The organism is Legionella massiliensis, from assembly GCF_000756815.1.
In the GTDB taxonomy this organism is placed as follows: domain Bacteria; phylum Pseudomonadota; class Gammaproteobacteria; order Legionellales; family Legionellaceae; genus Tatlockia; species Tatlockia massiliensis.
Genome location: NZ_CCVW01000002.1, coordinates 115,554 through 128,310 on the forward strand (window position 1 = coordinate 115,554; position 12,757 = coordinate 128,310).

The following is a 12,757-nucleotide window of genomic DNA, read 5'->3' on the forward strand; positions in this document are numbered from 1 at the left end:
AGCGTATGAGAAAATTCTACTTTTGACATCACTTATTTTTCGGGGGGATTACCATGCGATTAATTAAGGCTGTGGTTTCTTCTCGATTACCAATCTGAGGTAAGTATTCACAGACTTTGGGATCCTGATTAATTGCTGTCATATCATCAAGATCGCCAACAACAAAGGTGCGCAGTATCAATCGCTCTGTTTCTAATATATTCATAACAATATCGTCTAAAGTATAGGTATAGTAAGTTGCCGATCAAAGAACAAAAATTGTGCTAATCTCAGGGAGGAAAATTTGCAACTATCCCCCTCCCCTATTAATTGATCATTTATTGCGGTTCCGATTAACATCAATTGCAGATGGGACTGGAATATTTTGTCCGCACTCGCAGTGACAATCCATAAAAGGATACAGCAAGTGACTCTAGCTCTATTGAGCTTAATGATGACCCTGTTCATTTAGTATAAATTAACGACAAACTTTTTTCATATCCAAATCGCGTTAATATGCAGGTTAATTAGTTGTTCCAGATGGATTTAGCACATAGCCTTGTTTTTTGACAACTGAGCTACTACAAGTAAGGCTGCAAACAAATTTCCTTGATATAAGCCAATCTGATATGCTCTCATTTCAAATCAACATACACAGGTTTACCATGACTATTTCTATGTATAACTCCTCTGTCCCAGTATTTAAACAACTTCTTTCAGCACTGGGTGCTATTTTAACTAAAGCCGAACAGGCTGAGGTAAAATCAGAAACCTTACTGCAGGCACAGCTATTTCCAGATATGTTTGATTTTACGCGCCAAGTACAAATCGCAACTGACTTTGCTAAAGGCGTATCAGCTCGTTTAGCTGGTATTGAGGTTCCTGCCTATGAAGACAAGGAAACAACCTTTTCTGAACTACAAACACGTATCACTAAGACCTTAGAATTTATATCAAGTATTAGCCCTGATGAAATCAATGGCAGTGAGGATAGGGAAATTATTACACGTCCAGGCACACCTAAAGAGAAAAAATTTAAAGGAGAAGACTATCTTTTACACTACGGATTACCCCAATTTTTCTTTCACATCACAACTGCTTATGGCATTTTGAGAAGCCAGGGGGTTGAAATCGGAAAACGTGATTATATGGGTGCTTTTTAAATAATCTATCAGAAGGAGCAATCAATGACTGATAAAATCAAAGGTAAAGTAAAATGGTTTAATGAAACCAAAGGTTTTGGTTTTGTTGAAAGCAGCGGCAAAGATTATTTTGTGCATTTCAGCGCTATTTTAACCAATGGATTTAAAACCTTAGCCGAAGGTGCCACCGTATTATTTAAGCCTAGCCAAGGGAAAAAAGGGTTAGAGGCTCAAGATGTTGAAGTGATTTAACCAACTATGGCCATTGCCACATTAAAGGTCAAGGGATTGGCCATTCACTTATGCTTAAAGCCGCAACTATGCCAAACTGCAACAAGCGATGACAATGACTGTTGAAACCTTGGCACCAGAAGAATCTGATGAAAATTATCTAAAAACTTATCATTTCCATGAGAGCCAAGGATTCAAACCACTCTTTAATCTTAAACCTGCCGGCTATGAGTGGAATATGGTGTACATGCTAAAAACCCTTTTCTAATTTTATATGCTAGTGCAATTTTTCATTTCAATTTCCAGCAAATCCTCTACATTTTCAAACTCCTTTCTATAGTCGTCAGGCAACTCCTGTCTTTTGTATTTATAATTATTGCCCGCTTCATTTATGTTAGCCTGTAGCTCTTAAATTTTGCATTACACTGATATCTTTCACCCCGCTCAAACAAGCTTTTAGGCATTGGCGATAATATTTTTGATCAGCCCCCCATTGCAGGTATTTCGGCGGCCTCCGACACCTCTAATTGCAACTCTAATTTAAACGGCGAAGTAATAAAGATAAGATTCTCAGGTATGAATGCTGGGCCAGATACAAAATCAAAGAAAAGAAGAGGAATCTATGTTTAATAATAAAATAATTAATGACACTCTTAACCTAGATAATCATAATTTAGAAGAACTTCCTGATGGATTATTAAGCAGCTTAGGTAGCCTGGGAGGAATTAGCCTTTATAATAATCAGCTAAAAAATCTACCTGATGATTTGTGGTCAATAAAATCTCTGAAACATCTCAATGTTTCAGCTAATAATCTGACATTCCTATCCGAAAAAATTGAATATCTAGAGGCATTAGAAACCTTAGATCTAAATGCAAATAAATTATCAGGTTTACCTTCGAATCTAAATAAAATTCCTTTAACAAAATACCTGTACATGGCAGATAATGAGTTTGAGGAAATTCCTGAAGTAATTACTAAGTTAGATAAATTAAAATATCTCAATTTTTCTGGTAATAGAATAAAGCAATTACCAACTGCGATTGGAGGTTTAAAGAGTCTTTTAGAGCTTAGGGTTTATAACAATCAAATCAAAGAAATTTCCGCCTCAATCAATCAGTGTAATAAACTTAGAGAAATTCATTTGATGAAAAATCAAATTAAAAATTTACCCTATGATCTAAGTAATCTGAGCGAATTAAGAATCATGGATTGTTCAGATAATTTAATAGAATCAATCCCAAATAGCATTCGGACCTTGTCGTCGCTTAAGATTTTAAATCTTCGTAATAATAGGTTAACGTTTCTTGTAGAAGAAATTGGGAGTTTATCTGAACTGCTTTATTTAGATTTGAGAAATAATGATTTAAAAGAAATTCCTAAAAACATACTCAATCTCCGAAAATTGGAGAAATTGGATTTACGATGCAATAAGAATTTTAAATATCCTGATTGGCTAAATGAATTACAAAACAATGGCTGTATAATTCTAAATTAATTGACAATATATCCCTATTATAGACGATATAGGCTAGCTCCGCTAAGCTAGTCCTGGTAAGAAGCACAGAGTATTTTTGTTGCATTCGCAGATCGAATTCACCCAAGGAAAAATACTTTAATCGAATATATTTTGTATATTTCTTCTCAAGCTCGAAGTATATTGATTAGTTCGATTGTTAAAATCGAATTATTGAATGTATAAACAGATTACCGGCAAAGATAGGTAATTTTGTTTTAACAGCCACCTAAATTTTCTTTTTAATAAGGACATATATGAAGAAAATATTACTTACAGCCGTACTGTCAATTATCTTAAATGATTGTATTGCCTATACTCCGATTGTTGCACCTCAACCTACTACTTGTATTACAGCTAATTTTAGTTCAACAGGGAGTAGTAGCTGGCAAACAACCTCCTTAAAATTAACCAATAACTGCAACCAAGCCGTCGATTTCCAAAACTCTACAATAACCTTCTCCAATGCAAGCACTCTTAATAGCCAAACGTTTTGGGGAAATTTTTCACCCTTATCTTATCCAACTAATAACTTAGTAATTAGTTCACAACAACAAGGGTCAGGGACTTATTTATCAACGCTAAATTTACAATTCCCAAATTATTCTGGTGCGAACAGTAAATTGCCGCAAGGAGGTTCCTTTACCCTTATTTATGGGTCCCCTAAAGCAGATTATGTTGCAAATAGTGTCAATGTTTATTTAGGCTCTCCAGTTGCAACTGGCAACATCAATTTAATTAATACAACTGCAAAACCAGCGAATCTAACCCAATCTTATGCTTTAGTAAGCGTCACTCTAAATGGCTCACCAGTAAGTAACGTTCAGATCCCTTGGTCTGGACAGCAGACCCTATCTGGTTTAGCTGCAGGAACCTATGCTATTTCACCAATGAATGTCACAGATAGCAATGGGCTTATTTATCAAGGAGCGGCTAATCCTGCAACAGTTACTGTCGTTGCAAACTCAAGCACGACTTCTACAATTAGCTATACCCCACAAGCAGGAACAGGCCAAATTAAAGTCAATAACTCAGCCTTACCTGCTCAATTATCAGGCTATACAGCTGTTCCAACAGTTACTTTGACTCGAGCTGATAATAATAGCGCTATTACTAGTCCAGTGGCGTGGAATGCAACAACCACAGTCAATCAATTAACAAGCGGGGTGAGTTATAGTTTTTCTACAGCTCTGATTAATTATAATGGTTATAATTGCGCGCCATCTTTTGCGCCCACCTCTGCAATAGCAGCAGTATCAGCCCCAACAGTGCAATTAACCTATACCTGTACCCAAGTAACACAAGCTAATGTGCCTATTACTATTAGCGGAGCACCTTCAACCTTATCTTCAACCATAATAACTTTTACAGGTACCGGAAATACCGCTGCTATAAGTGAGACAATACCCTTAGTTAATGGAGCAGGTTCAGGGACTATACAATTAGTTGATGGCGCTATCTATACAGTAAGTGCAACATCGGTAAATGGCTATACTATCAGCTATTCTCCGCAGCCATTAACCGCCTCTTCATCCACTCCTGAGACAATTAGCTATACACCCAATTCATCTAGTAATAAGGGACGAATCATCGGCTACCTGCCAGGATGGGTAACGCCACCCGCGGCTACTGCCCTAGCCAATGCAGGGTATACCCATGTCCTAGTGGCTTTTGGTGTGTTTAGTACGACTACTCCCGGAGCAATCACGCCTGCGTTCAGCGCAATAACTCCTGCCTACATTCAAGCCTTGCAAAGTGCAGGGATGAAAGTGTCGCTTTCATTAGGAGGTGCATCGACGAGTGTAGCGGATACTACAGTCAATTTTCATCAAGTAGTTTCAGCCGCTTCATCGCCTACTGCATTTCAGCAAACGTTCATTAGCTCATTAGAGAGCTTAATGACTCAATACAATTTTGATGGTTTTGATTTTGATATTGAGAGTGGTTTAAATGCTGGTGGCACCTTCGCTAATCCAAGCGGTGATATTGCTATTTTAGCCAACATCATCAATACGATGCATACTAACCATCCTAATTTGTTACTTAGCTTAGCCCCGCAAATTGCTAACATTTCTGCTACTTCAGGATTTGATGCTACATGGGGTAATTATGCGTCCTTAGTCATGCAGACCCACCAGTCTTTAGCATGGGTTGGTATCCAAATGTATAATGCCGGCTGTGCTTTTGGGATAAACTTAATTTGTTATGACCCTAATAATACAAGTAGCCCTGATGCCTCTGTCGCTATGGCAACTGATTTACTAGCCAATTGGCCAGCAAAAACCAGCTCAGGCCAGGCAACAGGTTTCCAGCCTTATATTAGCTACTTGACGCCATCTCAAGTGGTATTAGGGTATCCCGCACCAAATGCCGCTGGTTCAAGTGATGGTTCGCCTGCCGCAGTGATTAGTACAATAAAACGCGCTATCCAATGCTTACGTACCGGTATTGTCAGTTCTACAAGCTGCGATACCTATGTTCCCCCACAAACCTATCCTGGATTTGGAGGGGTTTTTGACTGGGAAATTATCCATGATCAAAGTAATAATTATAATTTTGCTACCAGTTTAGTTAATTGCGTAATAAATAATAATTGTGCTTGAATATAATTTATCCCCGCGTCAGCGGGGATTTTCACACTGCTGCTTTATCCTAAATCTCTATATCAATACGCCCCTCTTTTAGGGCTTGTTGGACATGGAGTTGGTGTAGTGTAGGTATTTTCTCGTGAAGTTATTTCTTGTTCAGTTCTGTTCAAACCATTCTTGGTTCGTTCATCAGGAGCTTTCTTTTGATCATTTCCTAATTGCATACCAATTTCTGCTCTTATAACATCGCTAGCCTTCATTGTACGATGCTGCACAGGAGCAAATGGAATAGTTTGAGTGTTTTGATTAGACTGTTTTATAAATTGAGCATTGTCATTTGTATATCCGTCGCATCTTTTTTTCATTGCATCAAGAGCAGCCCACTCTGCTGGCGATCTTAGTATAGGCAGACTCCCGTACCCTTCCTCTTGAGCCTTCTTTAAGTCTTTCAGAAATATTTGAAGAATTTGTGCATCTTCTTTAGCAGACCGTGCTGAGCGGTCAGCAGGGCCTCTCTGGGCTCTATGTTCGCAGGCGCTTAACATTCTATTAAATTCTTGAATATAGTCATCTACACTACCGATCGTGAGTTCACTTTCATTGTTCATTTAAAAAACTCCCTACACCTGATGTATTCATTTGTTTCTTACATTTCATTGTAAAACTTAAGGATTACCCTGGACTTAAGAGCACAGTAGTATTTTTCATGGGCATATTCCATAACGGAATGAGGGAAGGAGAATTTTAAAGCTGAGCCGGCCCGACATTAACGACATCCGCCCCAATAACCAAACTTTCTATCCACATTTTCAATACTAAATATCAAAAATGCGGCATGTTAGCATTTTGACTATTGTGGTTAAATAATAGCCTTTAATTATTCAATTATGGTTGAGCATGTGTCAAAGCAAAAGGATGAACAGCTCTAATTCTATAATCTTTCAAGGAACTATTTACAGTGCAATATAAATTAACTGATGGTCAAAATAAAACCGTTGCTGTGCTGGTTAAAGAAATCCAACAAATTCCCGTGTATATGTCTTCGCTTGAATTGGATTTAAATCAACTGGGCGCTAGACCTATAGAGGAGTTAGTCCAGATATTAGGAGCAATCCGCGATAACCTTACCGAACTTAATTTGTATAATAATTCTCTAAGCAAAAAAACTGGAGCAGAACTAGCGGAGGCTTTTAACGCAATCCACGATAAAGTGACTAGGCTTAATTTGGGTTTCAATGAACTGGGCACAAAAACTGGAGAAGAACTGGATCAAGCCTTTATTGCAATCCGTGCTAATGTGATTTCGCTTGATTTGAATTCTAATGGGCTGGGCAAAAAAACTGGAGAGGAACTGGCTAATATGATACGACATTTGCCTCGAACAATAACCCACCTTGACTTATCTAATAATCATTTAACTGAACAACATCTGTGGGCAATGCTTCCTGCCTTACGACTATCAAATATTAAAACTCTCGATCTTGGAGATACAAGAAAATATAGCTTGAAACTAAAAACTGAGCTAATTGGACCACCTTTACTGAGTCAACTCTTGGAGAACTTAGGCCATTTCAGTCAATCGCCGCAAGAACAAAATCCACCCTTGGTAGATGTTATACCACTTGTACCAACAATGTAGCTGGAAAATAGAAAAGCCACTTCTCAGTAATAAGAAGTGGCTTCTCTGAGTTATTAGCATGGATTCCATTGTTTAGTGCGGGGATCATACCATCTGTGTTGGCCTGGATCGCATTTACCTCCAAGCCCAGTAGTCCCATTTGCAACACACTGTGCTGGATTGTATGGGTTTGGATGGTACCCAGTTTTGCAACCCTGCCGAGCTTCCGCAGTAGGAACAAGACAAAAGGTTGAAGCAACGAAAATTGCTACTGGTAGTACTTTCACTACTTTAGAAATAGTTATTGTGTGCTTAGTCATTGAAATCCTCCTGATTATTTTTTGACTGGCATCTCAATTATAGCAGGTTTAAATTTGCCAGAGACGGAGGAGCAGCCCTCTTAAACCTGTAACACAGGTTGTTATCTTTAAAATTCGTAATAGGGGTCCCCCCCATTCCGAATTCCCGCAGCTTGACCCATAGGTATCTACACAAGTGACTGTAATAGACGCAAGTCATCCAGAGCGCAGCGAAGGATCTCCGGGATTAGCACGGTGCCACATTCAGGAGATCCTTCGCTGCGCTCTGGATGACCTAATGTTGAGACAAGGAGGGACATTTGTGTAGATACCTTGGGATCTATGGGCTCAGAGTGAACACCGGATCCCGCGGTCAAGCCGCGGGAATTCAATACTGGGGTGGAGCTAACCTATTACTAAAATTCCAAATTGGAATCCTCCATGCCCAACTAAGTCATAAAATAGGTTAATGAGCGGGAGCGACAGGCGATAATTTAATCAAATCTCCTAATTGGCCTTCGTAAAACATATTTCCTGAATAATAAGGCTGAATCATTGTACCTTGCGTCATTGCTGGTAATAGAGGCGAACGTGCAATTTCTTCACCAGTTAAAGCATTTCTCCATACCGCATAATCATTGTGGTTATTACCCGGAATTTCTCCGTCCGGGATGTCTGTACCGACTATGACACGGCTTAATGGCGGATTGATAAGTGCTGTGAACTCGGTCGTTCGTTGATCAGCTTTCCAAACAATTTGTAATCCGCTATTAGAAATGCTGATGGCCGCAATTTTTCCAGGTAGTGCATCGCTTGCGTATATCAAATTGGTGTCCGAATCACCAGAAATCGACATAGGTGCCCAGCTTATTGACGGAGAAAATGCAGCAGCAATTAAAGGAGAAATAGGATCGCCCAAAAAGGGTTGAATAGAAAATTGGTTTGCAGCATTCCCCTGATTAATACTAATAACACTGAGAGCGGTTGTGGCAGGCAGCGTATTGGTTTGCGCGATCACCCAATCATTCACTACTACAAATGAAGTACAAAGTGTTTGGCCTGCTAAGGTAATGGTTCCTGGATTCCAAGAACTATCAGCGATAAATACGCCATTTTGAACGATATAACGGATGGCTGTTGTGGCCTCAAGTAAATAAACATAATCTTTACCATTGTAACGAGTCACAGTTGGCCTAGCACCTACAGGATTTGTTAGAGTAATTTGATGAATCCATTGCATAGTTTTCGGATTAACTGAAACAAGAATAGACGGCGGTACGTCGGTTGGATCAGGGCAATCTAATAATGCATTTGGGCCTTGGATAGTGCATCCCGCCTGACGATATACCGACTTCATTACAATAGTCCCATCTTGCGTCGCATTGAAACCATTGAACGAAGTATTTTCGGGAAGCCCTCCTCCAGTCGGAAGTACCAAGATTGAAATCACTTTACCTGTAGCTGGATCGAGTTTTGCCAAACGGTAGCCGTAACTTACGTAAAGGTATCCATCCTCTAAAATACCTAGAGAACCTGGATAATCCCATTCACCGTTATGATGCGTATCAATGAGCTGAGTGCGCCAAATAGGTTCGAGAGTATCTGGATTCACTTGAGCGACATAAGCACCGATAGAGAGCGGAACATCGCCATAACCTCCGCCATAAATATAAGCAAGATTGTTATTAAGGTAAGACATATTGTATCCAGAGGGATACCTGCTAGTAGAGTTTAAGGTATTAACGGTGTTGTTCCCACTCATTGAACCGGCAAAGGTGGCTTGAGGAAATACATGTGAACGGCCAGAGTTATAATGCTCAAAGGCTTGTAAAGATGGATACCAGGGTGCGTTTGTATTAATACTATTAGTAATAGCAATATTTGCTGCTGATAGATTGCTAACAGCGAACAGACAATAGCCATTAGCTATCATAGTACAACCAGTCAGCTTATAACCTGGGGTATTAATTTTTATGCCCGCAGCAGGGTAAATGTGATTGGGAATGGTGCTTAATATGTTTAAATTTAAATTATTAACACTATAAATTTGACAAGATAGTGCTCCTACTCCATTAAGACAGAGTGTGAGTGATATAGGTCCTGGTGCCCCGCCAGTCGCTGTTATATTAAACAACAAACCACTATATGCTAATTTTGCCTGACTCATTAATAAAAAGAGTAAACCAATAAGATACTTAGATTTCATATAAAAGCTCGTCCTTTGAGTGATAGGTCTTTATGATCTTGAGCACAGGCCTTCCTTGTTTAAATAATCATTGAGCATATGATTGCATTGGCATAATTACTACCCGTTTTCAGCCTGTTTAGCACTTGATTATTTGCTTTATTGAAGCTGCCTTGGCCTAAATAGAAAAATCGATAGCCACATTCTAGAGGTGCTTGACCAAAAACCTGATTGATTCTTACGCCAAATCCAGCTGTAGCACTGAATGTAGTAGAGCTATGGCTAGAAAAAATGTTATCAGGAATCGTTATACCATCTAGTGAATGCTCTTTAAATCCATCCGCTTTTATGAAATTTGGTCCTATGCCGGCATCAAGGGTTAGCGCATATTTAGGAAATTTTGTTTTAATCGTTGATTTTGCAATAGCATAGACAGGGTAATGTCTAAGATTGTAATGATAGGAAAGATTAGTGAATAAATTTTCTTGAATGACATCGCCTACTACGCCCGTTTTCGCCAGATAGAACGCATTAATTCCATAGCTCATTCTAAAAAATGATGTTTCTTGGCCATCTAGAAAATAGCCTAGTCCGACCAGACCGTTACTTCTCTTATGCTTGGTTAGAGTAAATTCATCCCCAACTAAGTCTTGAATATTAATATGTTGTGCCTGGCCTTGGCTGCTCCAATAACCGCCAAATTGAATAATTACATGACCTTGTTTCAATGAAGAAGGAAGACTAGATAAAAAATTAGGGTTTGGCAGCGCAATGGATGCATGGATCCCAGTCAATACAAAAAGCAAAAATTGCCAGCATTTATTTTTATTAAAAAACATAGAATGTCCCTATCAATTTCAGTTCCTTTTCCTGAATTGCGGTTGATACTAACATAGAGTTGTACCCTTTTCACCGGCAAAGAAACTCTGGTACTTCATATCACGACTACGTCGAAGACGTTTCCGAGCTGATATTTTAGACCTGTTCTTTGCAATTACTTTACGACTACAGCCCAATACTTAGCTTGACAGAAAAAACACCTGTTCATAACATATACAAGATATAGAGCAAAATTTAGCCCTAAGGGCTGGGAATATTAAATGTCATCTTCTAATAACGATACCGCTAAAAATTTACAAAAATATAAAGAGCATTTAGAGAATTTAGCAAAACAAAGAGATTTGGATTTCGCCTTATCCCTAGAACAACCCCCTATTATTCTCGATGATATTGATGAAGAACTGGAGCTAGGCGCTGATAAACCACAGTTTCTCATGTTTCAGGTTAATCCCGCTCCGCGAAAAACAGCAAAATCGGAAAACGAGAAGGAAGAAGAAGAACCAGAGCCACCACAAACTATCTGCATAGCAATTATCCTAGGTCCTGATGGCAAAGTTCTTGCCTATAGCATAGGCCTTAATGGTTTCTCAGATGAGTTCCATGATGTTTCAGATCTAAATATTAGTTTGGGCGCATTCACTAATCAATTGCACGGCACCTTAGGTTCAACGCTAAAAGGCGGAGGTTCCGTTGATCAGGCTATTGATGCGGTTCGAAACCAATTTCCTGGCAGCAGAACCTATAAAGATACTCCTATGCAAACTCGAGCAAATGAGCAATTTAAAAAATGGTGCGAAAAAAATGATAAGCCCGCAGCAAAAGAGAACGAGGCGACAGCTCCTTCAATTACACCTTTTAATACAACCCCAAAACCTTGGTAGAAATTATGGTTTTAGCTAAGAAATACTATTACTAATAGGTCAGCCCGGTCACCCTCCCAAAGACGTACGCCATGTAGAACGCAGAGAGACATCTCCTGATGTGTAGCACAGTGCTAATCCCGGAGATCCCTCACTATGTTCGGGATGACGGGGTGGGAGACGTGACCTATTACACTTATTCGCATCCATATGACATGGCGGGCAAGATTTACCAGTTTTTTGATACCGTTCATACCATCCGCAATCTTCTCTTTATTATTTAATTTAAACAACTTACCATAATAAATACTTTTACTTCTTACTAAGCAACGGATTGCAAATGAAAAAAAATAAATTATTTTCAGGATTAGTTTGCTTTATTTGTTCCCTCTTTATGATGGTCTCTGCACAAGCAACCTCAATACCCTTATGGACGTTTACTCCGCTCACACCAACAACAATTCAAGTACCTACCAATAGTACTGCCATAGTTCAATATACTGTAACCAATATGTCTTCCAAGCTTCATACGCTGATGATGGTTCCTATAAGTGGTATCACACAAATAACCAGTGCTGGGTCTTGTCCAAATCCCTTTGTTCTAGCACCTACACAATCGTGCACGCTCAGCCTACAGGTGAATGGAAATTATCCTGTGTTGGGTGGCCCCCTCGTATGCCAGCAAGATCCCAATGGATACCCCAATCCACACCAATGTTATCATCCATATCCTGCTAATCTTTTAAATATTGGACTGACCTCACCTCAAGTACCTACTTTATATGCAGGTACACAAATTGGACACTTATATTATTCAATCAATAATGGTGCTACTTGGACTGCAACAACACCACCTGCTAAAGGCAATGCGATCAACTCTGTTGTTGCGACAAGTGCCCTATTGTATGCAGGTATTGCTAATGGAACTGTATACTCTTCAACTGATCATGGTAATACCTGGTCAGCGATTGCAACGCCTGCACCTGGATTTGCTATAACTAGCCTTTATATTTCAACGACTACCCTCTATATAGCAAGTGCCAATGGGAATATCTTTATCTGCACCCTCAATGGAAGCTATTGCACCCCCACTAATGCACCAGCCCCAGGCTTTGCTGTGAATGGGATTTTTGTAAGTGCTAATGCGTTATATGCTGCAAGCGCGAACGGCAATGTTTATTATTCCAATAATAATGGGTTCAGTTGGACAGCCATCAATGGCCAAGTTGATGGTAATGCTGTGAACTCAGTTTATGTTGCTGCAAATACCTTATATGTGGGTACTGCAAATGACTATATCTACACAAGTACTTCATTAACTGGTGGCGGAACTTGGAAACCTTACGCCCATACAGCCTACAGTTTGTTTGTCAGTGCAGATGGCTCAGTAGTTGGTGCAGGAACAGAAGGTGGCTATCTATATTCCTTAAGTGCTGGAGAAGAGCTTGGTTTCGTTACCTACAGCCCGATTAATAGTGTATTCCTTTTAGGATAATGAG

At 39.4% G+C, this 12,757-nt stretch carries 13 protein-coding genes; 8 read left to right on the forward strand and 5 right to left on the reverse strand.

Annotated elements, in window-relative coordinates; genetic code table 11:
• Window positions 1-28: 28 nt before the first annotated feature.
• Window positions 29-205: a GNAT family N-acetyltransferase gene (locus BN1094_RS19650; protein WP_141650445.1), complete on the reverse strand. Its 177-nt coding sequence runs from the start codon at window positions 203-205 to the stop codon at window positions 29-31.
• 439 nt (window positions 206-644) lie between these two features.
• Between BN1094_RS19650 and BN1094_RS07810 the strand changes: the two genes are divergently transcribed.
• From BN1094_RS07810 to BN1094_RS07825, 5 genes are all read left to right on the forward strand, one after another.
• Entirely contained in the window at window positions 645-1,142 is a 498-nt protein-coding gene (locus BN1094_RS07810) for a DUF1993 domain-containing protein (RefSeq protein ID WP_043873889.1), read from the forward strand.
• Window positions 1,143-1,166: 24 nt separating this feature from the next.
• Complete coding sequence (locus BN1094_RS07815; protein WP_043873890.1) at window positions 1,167-1,373, forward strand: cold-shock protein; 207 nt, start codon at window positions 1,167-1,169, stop codon at window positions 1,371-1,373.
• A gap of 94 nt (window positions 1,374-1,467) precedes the next feature.
• Window positions 1,468-1,620: a hypothetical protein gene (locus BN1094_RS19525; RefSeq protein WP_176695277.1), complete on the forward strand. Its 153-nt coding sequence runs from the start codon at window positions 1,468-1,470 to the stop codon at window positions 1,618-1,620.
• Window positions 1,621-1,974: 354 nt separating this feature from the next.
• Window positions 1,975-2,850 carry a leucine-rich repeat domain-containing protein gene (locus BN1094_RS07820; RefSeq protein ID WP_043874551.1) on the forward strand — a complete coding sequence of 292 codons (876 nt, stop codon included), beginning with the start codon at window positions 1,975-1,977 and terminating at the stop codon, window positions 2,848-2,850.
• A gap of 275 nt (window positions 2,851-3,125) precedes the next feature.
• Window positions 3,126-5,471, forward strand: coding sequence for a glycosyl hydrolase family 18 protein (locus BN1094_RS07825; RefSeq protein WP_043873891.1), 2,346 nt, complete (start codon window positions 3,126-3,128; stop codon window positions 5,469-5,471).
• Between the two features lie 62 nt (window positions 5,472-5,533).
• Here the strand turns inward: BN1094_RS07825 and BN1094_RS07830 are convergent, their stop codons facing one another.
• On the reverse strand, window positions 5,534-6,064 hold the full coding sequence (locus BN1094_RS07830) for a hypothetical protein (RefSeq protein WP_043873892.1): 531 nt from the start codon (window positions 6,062-6,064) through the stop codon (window positions 5,534-5,536).
• Between the two features lie 350 nt (window positions 6,065-6,414).
• Between BN1094_RS07830 and BN1094_RS07835 the strand changes: the two genes are divergently transcribed.
• Complete coding sequence (locus tag BN1094_RS07835; protein ID WP_052403201.1) at window positions 6,415-7,095, forward strand: leucine-rich repeat domain-containing protein; 681 nt, start codon at window positions 6,415-6,417, stop codon at window positions 7,093-7,095.
• A 53-nt stretch (window positions 7,096-7,148) separates the two neighbouring features.
• Here BN1094_RS07835 and BN1094_RS07840 read toward each other — a convergent pair whose 3' ends face one another.
• From BN1094_RS07840 to BN1094_RS07850, 3 genes are all read right to left on the reverse strand, one after another.
• Window positions 7,149-7,394, reverse strand: coding sequence for a hypothetical protein (locus BN1094_RS07840; protein ID WP_043873893.1), 246 nt, complete (start codon window positions 7,392-7,394; stop codon window positions 7,149-7,151).
• Between the two features lie 445 nt (window positions 7,395-7,839).
• Complete coding sequence (locus tag BN1094_RS07845; protein WP_043873894.1) at window positions 7,840-9,579, reverse strand: hypothetical protein; 1,740 nt, start codon at window positions 9,577-9,579, stop codon at window positions 7,840-7,842.
• A 59-nt stretch (window positions 9,580-9,638) separates the two neighbouring features.
• Window positions 9,639-10,397, reverse strand: a complete 759-nt coding sequence (locus tag BN1094_RS07850) for a hypothetical protein (RefSeq protein ID WP_052403202.1) — start codon at window positions 10,395-10,397, stop codon at window positions 9,639-9,641.
• Between the two features lie 261 nt (window positions 10,398-10,658).
• On the opposite strand from BN1094_RS07850, the gene BN1094_RS07855 reads away from it, so the two are divergent.
• Both BN1094_RS07855 and BN1094_RS07860 read left to right on the forward strand, forming a co-directional pair.
• Entirely contained in the window at window positions 10,659-11,279 is a 621-nt protein-coding gene (locus BN1094_RS07855) for a hypothetical protein (protein WP_043873895.1), read from the forward strand.
• 319 nt (window positions 11,280-11,598) lie between these two features.
• On the forward strand, window positions 11,599-12,753 hold the full coding sequence (locus BN1094_RS07860) for a hypothetical protein (RefSeq protein ID WP_043873896.1): 1,155 nt from the start codon (window positions 11,599-11,601) through the stop codon (window positions 12,751-12,753).
• The last annotated feature ends 4 nt before the right edge of the window (window positions 12,754-12,757 follow it).